Origin of the sequence: Sphingomonas sp. BE123 (genome assembly GCF_031456015.1) — a bacterium.
Taxonomy (GTDB): Bacteria; Pseudomonadota; Alphaproteobacteria; order Sphingomonadales; family Sphingomonadaceae; genus Sphingomonas.
On sequence record NZ_JAVDTW010000002.1, the window covers coordinates 635435 to 651195 of the forward strand.

General features: G+C 68.6%; 16 protein-coding genes. 5 read left to right on the plus strand and 11 right to left on the minus strand.

All coding sequences use genetic code 11. The features are described 5' to 3' along the window. Positions 1–12: 12 nt before the first annotated feature. Complete coding sequence (locus J2Y54_RS11280) at positions 13–459, plus strand: hemerythrin domain-containing protein (protein ID WP_310039667.1); 447 nt, start codon at positions 13–15, stop codon at positions 457–459. A 69-nt stretch (positions 460–528) separates the two neighbouring features. On the opposite strand, the gene dprA is transcribed toward J2Y54_RS11280, so the two are convergent. Then, positions 529–1614: a DNA-processing protein DprA gene (gene dprA, locus J2Y54_RS11285; RefSeq protein WP_310039669.1), complete on the minus strand. Its 1086-nt coding sequence runs from the start codon at positions 1612–1614 to the stop codon at positions 529–531. Further along, on the minus strand, positions 1607–2212 hold the full coding sequence (plsY, locus tag J2Y54_RS11290; RefSeq protein WP_310039672.1) for a glycerol-3-phosphate 1-O-acyltransferase PlsY: 606 nt from the start codon (positions 2210–2212) through the stop codon (positions 1607–1609). The genes dprA and plsY overlap by 8 nt, the downstream gene beginning before the upstream one ends. A 73-nt stretch (positions 2213–2285) precedes the next feature. Here plsY and murI point away from each other — a divergent pair, with 73 nt between their 5' ends. After that, positions 2286–3089, plus strand: a complete 804-nt coding sequence (gene murI / locus J2Y54_RS11295; protein ID WP_310039674.1) for a glutamate racemase — start codon at positions 2286–2288, stop codon at positions 3087–3089. Positions 3090–3103: 14 nt separating this feature from the next. On the opposite strand, the gene J2Y54_RS11300 is transcribed toward murI, so the two are convergent. Further along, positions 3104–3271 (minus strand): hypothetical protein, encoded by a 168-nt coding sequence (locus J2Y54_RS11300; RefSeq protein ID WP_310039677.1) that lies wholly within the window; start codon positions 3269–3271, stop codon positions 3104–3106. 223 nt (positions 3272–3494) lie between these two features. On the opposite strand from J2Y54_RS11300, the gene hemA reads away from it, so the two are divergent. Both hemA and J2Y54_RS11310 read left to right on the plus strand, forming a co-directional pair. Then, positions 3495–4736 (plus strand): 5-aminolevulinate synthase, encoded by a 1242-nt coding sequence (hemA, locus tag J2Y54_RS11305; RefSeq protein WP_310039679.1) that lies wholly within the window; start codon positions 3495–3497, stop codon positions 4734–4736. A gap of 144 nt (positions 4737–4880) precedes the next feature. Then, complete coding sequence (locus J2Y54_RS11310) at positions 4881–5417, plus strand: lasso peptide biosynthesis B2 protein (protein WP_310039682.1); 537 nt, start codon at positions 4881–4883, stop codon at positions 5415–5417. Here the strand turns inward: J2Y54_RS11310 and J2Y54_RS11315 are convergent. Beyond that, positions 5392–5913: a GNAT family N-acetyltransferase gene (locus J2Y54_RS11315; protein WP_310041292.1), complete on the minus strand. Its 522-nt coding sequence runs from the start codon at positions 5911–5913 to the stop codon at positions 5392–5394. The genes J2Y54_RS11310 and J2Y54_RS11315 overlap by 26 nt on opposite strands. A gap of 65 nt (positions 5914–5978) precedes the next feature. Here J2Y54_RS11315 and J2Y54_RS11320 point away from each other — a divergent pair, with 65 nt between their 5' ends. Further along, positions 5979–6296 carry a DUF6916 family protein gene (locus tag J2Y54_RS11320; protein ID WP_310039685.1) on the plus strand — a complete coding sequence of 106 codons (318 nt, stop codon included), beginning with the start codon at positions 5979–5981 and terminating at the stop codon, positions 6294–6296. Positions 6297–6327: 31 nt separating this feature from the next. Here the strand turns inward: J2Y54_RS11320 and J2Y54_RS11325 are convergent, their stop codons facing one another. From J2Y54_RS11325 to J2Y54_RS11355, 7 genes are all read right to left on the minus strand, one after another. Beyond that, positions 6328–6918, minus strand: a complete 591-nt coding sequence (locus tag J2Y54_RS11325) for a tail fiber protein (RefSeq protein WP_310039686.1) — start codon at positions 6916–6918, stop codon at positions 6328–6330. 106 nt (positions 6919–7024) lie between these two features. Further along, entirely contained in the window at positions 7025–7615 is a 591-nt protein-coding gene (locus J2Y54_RS11330) for a tail fiber protein (RefSeq protein WP_310039689.1), read from the minus strand. A 174-nt stretch (positions 7616–7789) separates the two neighbouring features. Then, positions 7790–8998 (minus strand): sulfotransferase, encoded by a 1209-nt coding sequence (locus J2Y54_RS11335; protein ID WP_310039691.1) that lies wholly within the window; start codon positions 8996–8998, stop codon positions 7790–7792. Between the two features lie 69 nt (positions 8999–9067). Next, entirely contained in the window at positions 9068–9661 is a 594-nt protein-coding gene (locus J2Y54_RS11340) for an aspartyl/asparaginyl beta-hydroxylase domain-containing protein (RefSeq protein ID WP_310039692.1), read from the minus strand. 67 nt (positions 9662–9728) lie between these two features. Further along, positions 9729–13055, minus strand: coding sequence for an error-prone DNA polymerase (locus tag J2Y54_RS11345; RefSeq protein WP_310039694.1), 3327 nt, complete (start codon positions 13053–13055; stop codon positions 9729–9731). Further along, positions 13052–15064 (minus strand): DNA polymerase Y family protein, encoded by a 2013-nt coding sequence (locus tag J2Y54_RS11350; protein ID WP_310039696.1) that lies wholly within the window; start codon positions 15062–15064, stop codon positions 13052–13054. The genes J2Y54_RS11345 and J2Y54_RS11350 overlap by 4 nt, the downstream gene beginning before the upstream one ends. Beyond that, a complete protein-coding gene (locus J2Y54_RS11355; RefSeq protein ID WP_310039699.1) occupies positions 14976–15728 on the minus strand; it encodes a protein ImuA in 753 nt (250 codons plus the stop codon). Before J2Y54_RS11355 ends, J2Y54_RS11350 begins: the two co-directional genes overlap by 89 nt. Between the last annotated feature and the right edge of the window lie 33 nt (positions 15729–15761).

The following is a 15761-nucleotide window of genomic DNA, read 5'->3' on the forward strand; positions in this document are numbered from 1 at the left end:
AGGCAGCGTGGAATGATTTCGGTCGAGCGGCTGATCGATGAACATGCGCGGATCATGGCGCGCAGCGACGCGCTGCTGCGCGCGGGGAGCAGCGCGACTCCGACGATGCTGCGCACGATGATCGTGGGTCTCGATGCCGAAATCGCGGCGCATCTCGCGACCGAGGATATCGAGGTTTATCCGCATCTTCTGGCCAAGGGCGACATGGCGCAGCGCGAGGCGGCGGAGATCGCGATGGGCGATTTCGACCGGCTGGCCGGCGACTGGCGCGCTTATGTGAACGACTGGACCGCGGACGAAATCGGCGCCGACCGCGAATTGTTCATCGAATCGAGCAAGCAGATGCTGTCGGCGCTCGCGGCGCGCGTGCGGATCGAAAATGAAATCCTGTTTCCGCTGGCGCTGTCGTGCGGCACCGTCACGCTGCGCGAAAGCTATGCGCGGATGATCGCCGCCTGAAGTCCGGTTCCGCGCCCCTGATGGGGCAACCGCCTGTCGCCATCGCTGCCGCCACCAGATCGGTCGCGCTCACCGCAGGCTGACCCGCCCGCCGGCGTGGCGTTCCAGCCGCCCGGCCAGCTCGAGCTCCAGCAGCACGAGCTGGACTGCGGCTGCGGGCAATCCCGACTGGCGGATCAGCTCATCGACCGGCACCGCCACGGGGCCGAGCAGGTCTTCAATCCGGCTTCGTCCCGCCGCGTCGGGTTCGTCCGGGGGTTCGGCGCCGAACCCGGCAACCGGGGCGCGCACTGCCCGCGGGTCGATCGGGCGGATCATCTCGAGGATGTCATGGACATCCTGCACCAGCGTTGCGCCCTCCCGGATCAGCAAATTGCACCCCTGCGCGCGTGGGTCGAGCGGCGAACCGGGTACCGCCATCACCTCGCGCCCGGCTTCGGCGGCGATCCGGGCAGTGATCAGCGATCCCGATCGCGGTGCTGCCTCGACCACCACGGTTCCCTGGGCCAGCCCGGCGATGATGCGGTTGCGCGCGGGGAAATGCCGCGCCAGCGGCTCGGCGCCGACCGGCTGTTCGGCGATCAGCAGGCCCTGGCGCGCGACCGCCTCCTGCAGCTCGGCATTTTCCGGCGGAAAGGCGATGTCGATGCCGCTGGCAATGACCCCGACGGTCCCACTGGCCAGCGACCCGTGATGCGCCGCGGTGTCTATGCCGCGCGCCAGCCCGGACACGATCGTCGCACCCGCCTCGCCCAGCCCCTGGGCCAGCTGCCGGGCAAAGCGGCACGCCGCTGCCGATGCGTTGCGCGCGCCAACCATGGCGACGCACGGCCGCGCCAGCAGCGCGATGTCGCCGCGCACGATCAGGGCTGGCGGCGCATTTTCCAGCTCGGCCAGCAGCGGGGGATAGTCCGGATCGCTCAGAAAGACGTGGCGCGCGCCCAGTCGCGCGACCGCCGCCAGTTCGCGCCGCGCGGTGGCTGCGTCGGCAATGCTCGGTGCCGCGCCGCCGCCGCGCAGGGCGAGCGCGGGCAGGGCATCCAGCGCGGCTGGCGCGCTGCCGAACCGGGCGATCAGCTGGCGATAGGTGACCGGGCCGATCCGCGGCGACCGGATGAGGCGGAGGCTGGCAAGGCGCTCGGCCTCGTCAGCCATGCGACCTGCCGATCCGCGGCTCGGTGCCCGCCATCAGCCGCTCGATATTCTCGCGATGCTTCCACAGCACGATCAGCGCGAGCGCGACGAGCAGCAGGACCAGGTCGAACCGGTCCATCAGCGCGGCGCTGACCGGCGCGCTGATCGCCGCCGTCATGCCCGCGACCGACGAAATCCGCAGCGTCGCGAGCAGGCCGAGCCAGACGATCGCAAACACCAGCCCCGATGGCCAGTTGAGCGCGAGGACAATGCCCATCAGCGTTGCCACGCCCTTGCCGCCCCGGAACTTCAGCCACACCGGATAGCAATGCCCGACAAAGGCTGCCGCCGCCGCAACCAGCTCATGGCCCGGCCACAGCGCCTGGGCGATCCAGACCGCTGCGGCGCCTTTGAGCAGGTCGAGCAGCAGCGTCGCCGCCGCCAGCCCCTTGCGTCCGGTGCGCAGGACATTGGTCGCGCCGATATTGCCCGATCCGATCTGGCGCAGGTCGCCGGCGCCGGCGAGCCGCGTGAGCACGACCCCGAACGGAATCGCGCCGAGAAGATAGCCCAGTGCGATGGCCAGCATCGCGGCGGTTGAGATGAGGTCGGTCTGCATGGGTCCCTTGCTTGGACAAAGGCTAGGGGGTTCGGTAAGCGGGCGCAACAATCTCGATCAGCGGAACTCCCTCATGGCCGATGACCGGCCCCTTCTTTTCTTCGATTCGGGCGTGGGCGGCCTGTCGGTACTGGCTCCGACGCGCGCGCTGCTGCCCCGCGCACCGCTGGTCTACGCCGCCGACAGCGCCGGCTTCCCCTATGGCATCCGCAGCGAGGGGGAGATTGCCGCGCGCGTACCGGCCCTGCTCGGTCGGCTTGCCGAACGCTATCGCCCGCGCCTGATCGTGATCGCGTGCAACACCGCCTCGACCATCGCGCTCGGCCATGTCCGCGCCGCGCTCGACGTGCCGATCGTCGGGACCGTGCCAGCGATCAAGCCCGCGGCCGAACGCTCGCGCAGCCGCACGATCGGCGTGCTCGGGACCGAGGCGACGGTACGCCAGCCCTATGTCGACGATCTCGCCGCGCGCTTTGCCGCCGATTGCACGGTGTTGCGCCATGGCAGTGCCGAGCTGGTGCAGCTGGCGGAAGCGTGCCTGCGCGGTGCGGCGGTCGATCCGGCGCGGTTCGATGCGGTGCTGGCTGGGCTGTTCGACCAGCCCGGCGGGAAGGACATCGACGTCATCGTCAACGCCTGCACCCATTTTCCGCTGGTCGCGGACGCGCTGGGTGCAGCTGCGACGCGCGCGCTGGGCCGGACGGTCGCCTTTGTCGATGGCGGCCCCGGCATTGCCCGGCGAATCGCTGCGTTGACCGAAGGCCAAACCTGGCCGGATCTCGCGCCTCCAGGGACGGCGGTCTTCACCGCGGCGCCCGATCCGGCGCTCGCGCCCGCGCTTGGCCGCTTCGGCCTGACCGCGCTTGAGCAGCTATAGCGCGCGGGACGGATTCAGGGCGACAGCAAGGGGCGGCGACGCGATGCCGCCTTCAGCCGTTCGGCATAGATATCGGCCATCGCCTGATGCGCGTCCCGCACCATCGGGTCGACCGCACGGGCGGCGTTGACGCGCTCGATCTGTTCGCGCTCGGCGTAATAATCATAGTCGCTTTGACGCATCGCAAGGAACTCCATCGACGACAGCGGCAGCATCGCAACCCGTACCGGGGCGGAGTCGCTTCGAGTCTCGGCCCGCGGCATGCCCCGCTTATAACAGGTCCTGCGGCGTCCGCCCTGATCTGGAGCAAGCCGTGTCGTGCATGGCGGGGCGATCAGGCTGATCGAAACTCTGCGTAATTCCCCCCAGTGGCGCACCACGCAAAAACCCGCTAACGGGAGGCGCATGAGCAGCGAGGCAGGCCCGCGCGCGGTGGATTATTCCCGCGTCTTCAACCAGGCGATCGACCGGCTTCATGCCGAAGGCCGATATCGCGTCTTCATCGATATCCTGCGCAACAAGGGCATGTTCCCCAATGCGCGCTGCTTTGCGGGCCATAACGGTCCCAAGCCGATCACCGTCTGGTGCTCCAACGACTATCTCGCCATGGGTCAGCATCCCGCCGTGATCGCCGCGATGGAAGAGGCGCTGCACGATGTCGGCGCCGGATCGGGCGGCACGCGCAATATCGGCGGCAACACCCATTACCATGTCGATCTGGAAGCCGAGCTTGCCGACCTGCACGGCAAGGAAGCGGCACTGCTGTTCACCAGCGGCTATGTCTCGAACGAGGCGACGCTTTCGACCCTCGCCAAGGTGCTCCCCGGCTGCATCATCTATTCGGACGAGCTCAACCACGCCTCGATGATCGCGGGCATCCGCAATTCCGGCTGCGAAAAGCGTGTCTGGCGCCACAATGATCTGGCGCATCTCGAGGAACTGCTTGCCGCGGACGATCCCTCCGTGCCCAAGCTGATCGCGTTCGAAAGCGTCTATTCGATGGACGGCGACGTCGCCCCGCTGCACGCGATCTGCGACCTGGCGGACAAGTATAACGCGCTGACCTATCTCGACGAAGTGCATGCCGTCGGCATGTACGGCGCGCGCGGCGGCGGCATTTCGGAGCGGGATGAGGCAGCTGCGCGCCTGACCATCATCGAAGGCACGCTGGGCAAGGCGTTCGGCGTGATGGGCGGCTATATCGCGGCCGACCGCACGATCGTCGACGTGATCCGCAGCTATGCGCCCGGTTTCATCTTCACCACCTCGCTGTCCCCGGTGCTGGTCGCCGGGGCGCTGGCGTCGGTGCGCCATCTCAAACAGTCGAGCGAAGAGCGCGACGGGCAGCAGGCGGCCGCCGCGCGGCTCAAGACCATGTTCGCCGATGCCGGCCTGCCGGTGATGGACAGCGTCACGCACATCGTCCCGCTGATGGTCGGCGATCCGGTGCGCGCCAAGAAGATCAGCGACATCCTGCTTGCCGAATATGGCGTCTATGTTCAGCCGATCAATTATCCGACGGTCCCGCGCGGGACCGAACGGCTGCGCTTCACGCCGGGCCCTGCCCATGATGAAGCCATGATGGCCGAACTCACCGCGGCATTGGTCGAAATCTGGGGCCGCCTCGACCTGCGCCGCGCTGCCTGATTCCGGTTTCACGGCGGATCGTGGCAGTGCCGGCCGGGTCGCCGGCATTGGCCGTTGCGCCAACCGATGCTAGAGCATGGCCTCAACCGCGCCGCGGGCGGCATGCGCTTGCGCCGTGCGGTCGCACCATGAAGGAGATGGCGGATGCTGCGTGCGGCGACGATCCGGCGCAAACTGGGCGTGGCGTGGCGGCAGCCGCTCAGCGTCCTGCTGTGCCTGTTTCCCGCATGGCTGTTGATCGGGATTGCATCCGCGATGCTCGCGCTCGTCCCGTTCCGTCGCATCGCGCCCCTGCTCGGCGTCAATCTCGGCGCAGTGGCGCACCGCCCGGCCTGCACGGCGCGCCAGGCCATGCGCGCACGGCGTATCGGCGCCAGCGTCACCATCGCCGCACGCTACGCCCCGTTCCGCTCCAACTGCCTGCCCCAGGCGATGGCCGCGCGTGCGTTGTGCTGGCTGTTCGGGGTCCCGTGCGCGGTCTATCTCGGGGTCGATCGCGAAGCGGCGTCGCGCGAACTGCGCGCTCATGCCTGGACCAGCTGCGGCGAAGTGACGCTGACCGGCGCGGCGCGCTCCTTTGCCCATTATGCGCCACTCTCCTGCTTCGTTCCTGCGGCGGAGGCTGCGGCGTGGCACGCAGCGAACGACCAGCGGGTCAGCGCGGATCGCGACGCATCGTGACGAACGCTGCCCAGGGATCGTCCGGATCCGCGATAAAGCCCAGCCGCGCATAGAGCCGGCGCGCCGGATTGTCGGCCTGCACGTCGAGCGTCGCGACACGGCCTGACGCATCGGCGAGTGTCAGCCATGCGGCCAGCACGCTGCTGCCTGCGCCACCGCGCTGGTGTGCGGGCAGGATGGCAAGATCGATCAGATGCGTGCCATGCGCCGACCAGGCGATCCGGACATGGCCGATCGCTGTCCCCGCGCGCAGGATGATCGCATGGCTTGCATCGCGATGCGCGGCGTCATGTGCGCTGCGCTGCAACGCGGCCTGAGCGGCGATCATCGGTGCGGGCAGCGTACCGTGCAGCGGCGAACAGGCGATTGTGCAATCGAGCAGGAACTCTTCATCCTCCGCACGCCGCGCGCGCAGCGTCAGGGGCGGTGCCAACGCCGTCAGCGCTTCGGCGAGCGCGCAATCCCGGTCCTGATCCGGATTGTCCCCCGTACGCATCTTCACTGTCCCGATCCTGCAACAGGCTGGTTGATCCTGCCCCGAAACCTTATAGGATCGCGGTCATGACGACCGAACTCTTGCCTCGCCCGATGGTCATCGACGAATTTCAGCCGCATGTCGGCAAGATGTTTCGTCTCGACTGTGAACCGCGGAATGTCGACATCACGCTGATTTCGGCATCGCCGCTCGTCAACCATCGCCCATCGACGCGGCCGCCCTTTTTGTTGATGTTTCATTCGGCGCCGCAGGTTCAGCTCGCCGCGGGGATTTATACCATGCGGTGCGGGACTGGCTTTGGCCCGGACCTTGTCTATCTCGAACAGACCATGCCTCCGCCGGATTCGGCGCCCGGCAATTATTATCAGGCGATCTTCAACTGAGTTCTGCCGGGGCGCACCCGGCAGATCCCGTTCAGTTGCGCGACGGAAAGATGCCGAACAGGGCGATGCACTGGTTCAGCGTGGTATAGGGCTGCATCGTCGAAAAGGGGACGCTCGACCCGACCGGATCGGTGTTTCCGGCGACGTTGATCCCGGCCAGCGGGACCGACGTGCCCGACCCGCCCGACGCTGCCGGAATATAGATCAGCGGGATCATGTCCGGGTTGACCGCCGAATCGGTGCCCCGCGCCAGATAGCCACCGCTTTGCGGCGACTGTTCTGTGCCGATAACGTCGACCGCGTTCAGATGGCCGCTCTGGCTCATCACGAAATGGACATGTGCCGGCATCGTTGCCGTGTTCAGCGTCTGCTGCTCGGCGCCGCTGGCCTCGCCCATCACGCGCGGCGACAGGCCCGGCCCCTGGCCCTGGCCCATCACCGCGCGCCCACGCAGATCGGGCAGCTTGAAGGTCGTTACCCCATCCCCGCCATAGGTGGTGCCGATCAGCGCGTACAAGGCGTTGTTCTGGGCGATCGACATGGTCTGCCCTGCGCAAAATGCCCAGTCGCGCGGTGCGAAGGTGAACCCGACGGTCATGATCTGGCCAATGAACGGCGTCATACCAATCCCCATAATTGCGCGGACTGCGATCAGTCCGGACGTTAGTCTCGACTTCCGGCGTCACTGCATTCCGGCCCGGCACGCTGCCGGCCCGGAATGCCCCGGATCAGTTGCGCGACGGGAAAACGCCCTGCAGCGCGATGCACTGGTTGAGCACCAGATAGGGCTGCATCGTCGAGAACGGCACATTGCTGCCCGCGACCGACGTGTTGCCGGAAATGTTGACCCCGGCCAGCGGAACCTTGGGCGCGGGATTGCCCGTCGCTGCCGGGACATAGATTTCCGGGATCGAATCGGCGACCGGCGCCGAATCGATCGCACGGGCAAGATAGCCATTGGGCTGCGGCGCCTGTTCGGTGCCCTTGATGTCGACCGCGCTCATCGTGCCGGTCACGCCGGCCAGGCCATGGCTGTGGCTGGGCAGGTTCGCGCTGATGAGCGTCGTCGTCTCGGTTCCGGCCATCTGGCCGAGCATATAGTTGGACAGCCCCGGACCCTGGCCTTCACCCAGCGCGACGCGACCGCGCAGATCGGGAAGGCCGAACGTCGTCTGGCCATTGCCGCCATAGGTGGTGCCCAGCAGCGAGAACAACGCCGAGTTCTGCGCAATCGACATGATCTGTCCGGCGGCAATCGCATAATGCCGGGGTGCGAAGTTGAACCCGACAGTCAGAATCTGGCCAATGAACGGTGACATGCTGATCCCCCACTTCACCTTACGAACGGTCCCAGTGACCTGTCCGGTGCATCGATTGACTGGATCGTCACCGAAGTTGGCGACCCGTCACGATATTATCACTAGATGCGCATGTGTAACGACGTGGATGGGCGAGTCAACCGATGCGTTTTCTGTAATATATAGGATGAATTACTATCCAATATATTTACGGCGGGCCACCTCAATTCTGTCATAGGGGGCGGAAAGGTGGCGCGTGATCGCGGCGGCGATTGCGGGCGTCACGGCGGCACGCTTGCGCGCGCGATCGTCGGCATAGGCCTGATCGGGTGCCTTCGAATAACGCTGGGTCGCGGTCAGCATCGCGGCTCGTTCGGTCGCGCTGGGCGTGAAACCGAAATGCGCCGGGATCCGGCTTTCCATCGCTGCGGTCAGTTCGGCATAGTTGACCAGCATCCCGCTGGGATCCTCGGCCTGGGCGGTCGCGGCGTCGAGATAGCGGGCCAGCACGGCGGCGCCCTGGTCCTCGATCGACGTGATGGCCGGGGTGCTGCCCGGATCGGGCGCGATGCCCGGCGCCATCCCGGCCGAAAAATGCATGCCCGGCATCGCCATGTGCGACACCATCACTTCGCCGGGGTCGCGGTACAGAAAGATCCACGGCGTTGCGGGAAAGGCGGCACGGAACAGCGGCAGCGCGAGGACATGCCACGCATCGAGCTTGAGGAAATAGCGCGTCGCATCGCCAGCGCGCCGGCGCCCGATCGCCGCGACGATCGCCTGCAGCGCGGCGACCTGTTCCGCTGTCGGTACACCGGCGGTCAGCGCCCATTGCACCACCGCATCGACCGGCGCGGCTTCGGACGCGACAATGTGCTGCGGCACGGCGGCAAGCATCTGCGCGACCAGCGTCGATCCGCAGCGCGACATGTGGAACACAAGCCCGTCCGGCGCCGGTAGCTGCGCGTCGGCGGCGCCGGCGATCAGCGCGGCAAGGTCGGTACGGGTGCGCAGGATGCGGCTGAGCGGGCGCGATGCCATGCGGATCACGCTGTCTTCGAACAGTGGCTCGCTCAGCCGGCGATCGCCGAACCATGCCCAGTCGAACGCCGGGCCGGCAGCGCCGGGGACCGCGCGAACCGGCAGCCAGCCGGTGGCGGGCCAGCGATCGAGCGTGACCGGCGCTGCTTCAAACCGCGAGATGCCGAGCGGGTCGGGCCCGGGATCGGCCAGCGTCGTCAGCGCCGCGTCGGGGTCGAGGCCCAGCATGTCCGCGATGCTGCGCACCTCGTGCGCGAATGCTGCCGGATCTTCGTGCTGGCCGAGCCGCGCCTGAAGTGCCGGGCTGGCCAGCACCGCGTCCCGCACGCTGCGCGCGGCCACCGTCCCGCTGTGACTGTGCATCCCGTGTCTCCCCCGCCTGCGCCGCGGTCCGGCGCGATCCCTGTCGCTGTGTGCGGACGGAAACGCGATTCAGCAAGCCGCCGGTGCGGCGGCGGCAGCAGCCAGCTGATCGGCCAGCCAGTCATTGACGGTCGCGTCGATCACCAGATGCACCCGGCTGGCGCTGCCGCGATTGACCACCGCGTGCGGATCGCTCAGCCGCAGATACCAGACTTCGCCCGGCTGCATCGTCACCGGGCGCGCGTTGAGCAGAAAGCTGACATCGGGGTTGGTCGTGATCGGGATATGGATGCGCGCAGTGCCCAGTTCGACGGCAAGGTCGTGGTCGCGATGCGGCTTGATCACCGAACCGGGCGCCAGCCGCATCAGCCGCACTGCGGTCAACGGGCAGCGAAAGGCTGCCAGTACCGCGCGGAAATAGGGCGTTTTCTCCAGCAGCGCGCCGTCGACATAATCGTCGGTGGTTGGATCGGCATAGATCATCATCACCGGGTGCGTCGCCCCGGCCTTGTGCCGCAGCGGCAGCACCGACCAGTCGCCCTCGTAATTCTGGCGGACCAGATGGGCGATCCAGTCGCGGTCGATGTGCGCCAGGTCGGCCGCCAGCCGATCGGGGTCAAAGGCCATTGCCAGCTTGAGCCGGTCGGGGAGCGCAGGTGCCATCGGTGCCATTAAGCCCGGGATCGCCGGGCAAGGCGAGTCGGAACTTGGCCTTTCCGCCGTGCGCCGGTCAGTGAAAGTCGCGCGAGCGCACGGGAATCCGGTCCGCCGGGTCGCGCCAGTGGCTGCTGTCATAGGGCTGCGGCCAGCGCGGTCCGGCCTCGCGCGGGTCGGGGCCGCCGCCATGGCTGGCGCCATCGCCGGGCATGGTCATGCGCGGCAGGTCGATCTCGCCGATCTCGCGCAGCATGCCGGTCAGGTCGGTGATCGCGTCGGCAACGACGTGGATGACGATGCCTTCGCGCTGCACCCGCCCGCGAATGCCCAGCATCGTCGCGGTCATCACGGTGCGGCGATATTGCTCGAACCGGTCGGACCACAACACCGCATTGGCGATGCCGCTTTCATCCTCCAGCGTGATGAACACCACGCCTTTGGCGCTGCCCGGACGCTGGCGCACCAGCACCAGCCCCGCCACCTCGACCCGCGCGCCGTCCTTCATGCCGGTCAGGTCGCCGCACGGGCGGATGCCGCGCGCTGCCAGCGTGCCGCGCAGGAAGGTGAGCGGGTGGGCGCGCAGCGACAATTGCGTCGCGCGATAATCCTCCACCACCTCGCGCCCCGCAGTCAGCGGCACCAGCGCGACCGGCGCCTCGCTACTCTCGGCCCGCGTCCGCCCCTCGCGCAGGTCGGCGGCGGCGAACAGGTCGAGCGGTTTGTTGGCCAGCCCCTTTATCGCCCACAATGCCTGCCGCCGGTTGAGCCCCAGCGCCGCAAATGCATCGGCCCGCGCCAGCCGTTCGAGCGCGGCGGGCCGCACGCCCGATCGCCGCCACAGCTCCTCGATCCCCGTAAACGGCCCGCCGGCTGCCCGCGCCGCCAAGATCGCGCGCGCCTCCGCCTCGGCCAGCCCATGTACCATGCGCATCCCCAGTCGCAGCGGCATGAGCCCCGCCCAGCCCGCATCATCGCCCCAATAGGCCGCATGGCGCGGGCGGCGATTGGGCTGGCCTGTGATCAGCGCGGTATCCCAGTCGCTGGCGTTGATACACACGGGATGCACCTCCACCTCATGCGCGCGCGCATCGCGCACGATCTGCGCCGGAGCGTAAAATCCCATCGGCTGGGAATTGAGCAGCGCCGCGCAGAAGATGTCCGGGTGGTGGCACTTCATCCAGCACGATGCGACCGCGATCTTGGCAAAGCTCGCCGCATGGCTTTCGGGAAAGCCGTAATTGCTGAACCCCTTGATCTGCTCGACCAGCCGTTCGGCAAAGTTGCTGGCAATGCCGTTGGCCAGCATCCCTTCGATCAGCTTCGCCTCGAACGGCCCGATCCCCCCGGTCGATTTGAACGTCGCCATCGCGCGGCGCAGCCGGTCCGCCTCGCTCGGGCTGAACCCCGCGCCGACGATCGCCACCTGCATCGCCTGTTCCTGAAACAGCGGCACGCCCAGCGTCTTTTTCAGCACCGTCTCAAGCGCGGGGGAGGGATATTCGACCAGCGCCGGATTCTGTCGCCGCTTCAGATAGGGGTGGACCATATTCCCCTGGATCGGCCCCGGCCGCACGATCGCGACCTGGATCGCGATGTCATAGAAATTGACCGGCTTCATCCGCGGCAGCATCGACATCTGCGCGCGGCTTTCGATCTGGAACACGCCCAGCGTATCGGCCTGGCGGATCATGCGGAAGGTCGCCGGATCGTCCTCCTGCATCACCGGCGACGCCATCGTCAGGCGCACCCCCTTGTGCGCGGCGAGCAGATCGAAGCTGCGCCGCATGCACCCCAGCATCCCCAGCCCCAATATGTCGACCTTCATGAAGCCGAGATATTCCAGGTCCACCTTCTCCCACTCGATCACCTGTCGGTCGATCATCGCGGCCGGTTCGACCGGGACCAGTTCGTGCAGCGGATCGCGCGTCAGCACGAAGCCGCCCGGATGCTGCGACAGATGGCGCGGCGTCCCGATCAGCTCGCGCGCAAGGCTCAGCGTCAGCGCCAGCCGGTGATCGCCCGGATCCAGCCCCAGCGCGGCGACATGTTCCTCCGGCACCCCGTCGCTCGACCAGCCCCACACCTGGCTCGACAGCGCCCCGGTCAGATCCTCGGGCAGCCCCAGCGCCTTGCCCACCTCGCGCACCGCGCCGCGCGTGCGAAAGCGGCTGACCACTGCGGTCAGCGCGGCATGGTCGCGGCCATAGCTGTCATAGATCCACTGGATCACCTCCTCGCGCCGCTCATGCTCGAAATCGACATCGATATCCGGTGGCTCCTTGCGCTCGGTCGAAATGAACCGCTCGAACAGCAATTGATGCTTCACCGGGTCGATCGACGTGATGCCCAGCGCAAAGCAGATCACCGAATTGGCCGCACTCCCGCGCCCCTGGCACAGGATCTGCTGGCTGATCGCGAACTGCACGATCGAATTGACGGTGAGGAAATAGGGCGCATAGCCCATCTGCTCGACCAGCCCCAGCTCATGCTCGAGCAGGTCGAGATGCGCCTGTGACGGCCTGCCGCCGAAGCGCTGCATCAGTCCGCTGGTGGCCAGGATGCGCAGCGCCTGTTGCGGCGTCTGCCCTGCCAGCACCTCTTCCTGCGGATATTGGTGGCGCAATTCGCGCAGGCTGAAGCTGCACCGCTCGGCAATCGCCGCGCTCGCATGCACCGCATCGGGCCAGCGCGCGAAGCGCCGCGCCATCGCCTCGGGCGATTTGAGATGCCGATCGACGCTGCGTTCGCGCTTCAGACCCAGCGCGTCGATCGTGCAGCCTTCGCGGATCGCCGTCACTACATCCTGCAGCATCCGCCGGTCGGGATGGTGGTACAGCACATCCCCGGTCGCGAGCGGGGTCAGCCCAAAGCGCCGCGCCTCGGCATGCACGTCATTCAGCCGCACCGCCTCGTTCGGGCGGCGCAGTGCGGTCATGCAGACATGGCCGGACGCGCCGAACAGATCGGCCATCCACGCCAGATCACCCTCGACACCACGCGGCACCAGCGCACCGACCAGCCCGTCGCAATATCCGGCGACATCCTCCCAATGCAGGATGCACTGGCCCTTTTCGCCGCGCTGCGCATCGACCCGCGCCTTGCCGAGTGTCAGCAGGCGGGTGAGGCGGCTCCACGCGGCGCGGTCCTGCGGCCATACCAGCAGCGACGCCCCGTCGGCGAGGTCGAGGCGACAGCCATAGACCGGGCGGATCGCGATACCCTGCTGCGCCAGCTGGTCGCACGCGAACAGCGCCTGCACCACCCCGCCCAGCGAATTGCGGTCGGTGATGCCGAGTGTTCGATATCCCATCAGTGCGGCTGCGGCGAACAGCTCCTGCGGCGACGACGCCCCGCGCAGGAACGAGAAATGGGTGGTGACCTGAAGCTCGGTGTAGCTCACCCGAACAGTCCGTGGAGATACCAGCTGAGGTCGCCCGTCACCGCGCGCTCGCCATCGCCGCGGCGGAACAGCCAGTAACGGTGCCCGCCCTCATCCTCGACCCGGAAATAGTCGCGCACGGCATGCGTCTCGGCCGAACGCCGCCACCATTCGCCGGCGATCCGCTCCGGCCCGTCGGCGCGCACCACGCGCACCGTGCGCCCGCGCCAGGTGAAGCGGCGCGGCGGCTGGTCGGGCAGTTCGGCAAGGACATGGTCGAGCCGCTCGGGCCGCGCGAGCAGCCGCGCCGGGCGTGGCCAGTCGGGGCGCCACGGGTCCGGCGGTGCCGACGACTGCAGCTGGCGGACATCGTCCGGCTTCATCCGCATGGCGCCGCGGTCGGGAGGATCGAGGATCGCGTCGCGCCCGACACTGCGTTCGGGCACATCGCTTTCGACCGGACGGCTGCGCCATATCCGGCGCGGGCCGATGCGCGTGGCGAGCGTGTCGGCGAGCGGGGCAAGGTCGGGCTTGGCCTCCTCGTCCAGCCGCTCGTCGAACGGGCGTGCGGCCAGCGGCTCGGCGCGGCGGACGTGCAATGCGATGGCGTCGATGCCATAGCCCGGCTCCACATCCTCGATCCGCCGCGCGATCAGGCGGGTGAGGTGCAGCGCGTCACGGCTGGCACGGGCCAGGCCGATGCGGATGCGCTGCGGCACCCCATCGACCCGGTCGGCAACCAGCTCGACCGCGCGTGCGCCGAGCCCAGCGGCCTCCAGCGCGACGCAGAGTTCGGGAACCAGCGCACCGATCCAGTGCGCAATTCCCTCGGCGGTCGCGACCGGTTCGGCAAAGCGCCGCTGCACCGCGATCGCCTCACGCGGAACCACCGGATCGAGCGGTTCGGGCAGGGTGCCCAGTGCCTGTTCGAGCCGGGTGACCAGCGCTCCGCCGAACCGGCGGGCAAGCGGCGCACGCGGCATTGCGGCGAGCGGCCCGATCCGCTCGACCCCCAGCCGCCGCAGCAGCTCGACCGCCGCCGGATCGACGCGCAGCGCGGGGATGGGGAGCGGGGCGAGTGCGTCGGCCTGCTGGCCGGGCGCGCAGATCAGCACGGCATCGCGCACCGCGAAATGCGCCAGCGCCCAGGCCGCACCCGGCGTATCGGCAATGGCGATCCGTGCGCGATAGCCGCGCCGCGCCAGCAGCCGCACAATGCGCCGCGCCATCCGCGCCTCGCCACCATGCAGATGCGCGACACCGGTCAGGTCGATCAACAGCGTGTCGGCCCCCTCGACCGCGACGCTCGGCGCCCAGCGCCGCGCCGCCAGCAGCGCCAGGCTGTGCAGTGCAGCCAGATCGCCCGCCGGATCGGCCGGGCGAATGTCGAGCCCGGACATCAGCGCCCGCGCCTGGGTCACCGCCATTCCCGGCACGATACCCAGCGCGCGCGCGGCCGGGCAGGCGGCGGCAACCAGCACGCGATTGCCGGTGCGGATGGAGGTGACGAGGGGAATCAATTCCTCCCCGGAACGGGGAGGGGGACCGCCGGCGAAGCCGGTGGTGGAGGGGGCCCACCCCGAAGCGGATCGCCTGCCTGGGGCCCCCTCCACCAAGCCGCTTCGCGTCTTGGTCCCCCTCCCCGTTCCGGGGAGGATTTTTGCGGGCGGCTCCCCCGCGGGAACCTGGCTGCGCACCTCATCCGACTGCATCGGCCGAAACGGATTCCCTGCGGCTTCGTCACGCCGCCCAAGTTCGCGCCGTGTCGGCTGCTGATGCGCGGGGAGCGCGGCAATCTGGCGCGCGCGCTCCTCGCGCGCCCAGCGCGCGCCGGGGCGCCAGCCACCGCCGCGCGGGACCGAACATGCCTGTTCCTGTTCCGCCGCCGCCGCGTCGCTCAACATGCCCAGCGTCGCGTCCAGCGCGATGCCGGGCGTGGTTTCAGGCGGCAGCGGCGGTCCGGTTCGCTCCGCCTGCCACAGCCGTTCGATGGGCCAGTCGGGCAGGTAGAGCGCAGCGACCCGTTTCATCGCACGCCTCCACTTGGATTTCGAAAGGATCGCCCCCCTTTTGCCGGGCCAGGCTCAGCTGCCAGCGCGCGCGCCCGACGCCTTCGACGGGCAGCGGAGAGGACGGCGCACAGCCTACGCGCCAGCGCGTCACCGCCGCCGATGGGGCGGCCAGCGGGTCGCCGCCCTGGCGCGGATGGCGCTTCATCAGCAGCGCGATGGTGCGCCCGCCCTCGGCCGCCAGCTGCAGCCGCCGGGTCGCCGGCATCGCCACGCGCTGCGCTTCGCCCACCACCGCGCCCAGCCCGCGATGGCGCAGCCCTTCCTCCATGATCGCCAGCAGCTCGTCATCGTCCTTCGCCTCGGCATAGAGGACGCGCTTGGGGGCCAGCCCCGCCTGATACAGGCCCGGCGCGAACAGGTCGCGCCGCCGTACCACCCACAGCACCGGCCCCCAGGCGCGCGCGGCGATCCCCGCCACGAACAGGGTCGCGGCGGCATCGTCGGTCAGGTCCGCGCTCGCCCCCGCTACCTCGTGCAGCGCATCGAGCCGCAGGCCACCATCGGCCAGCCGCGCGTCGAGCCGCTGCATGCCGAACGGCAGCACCGGGCGACGGCGAAAGCCGGTGCCTTCGATTGCGCTCAGCGTTTCGCGCAACTGGCTGATGATCGCGGGATCGGCCATGATCCGGGTACAGACTCCGACTCGGGGAATATG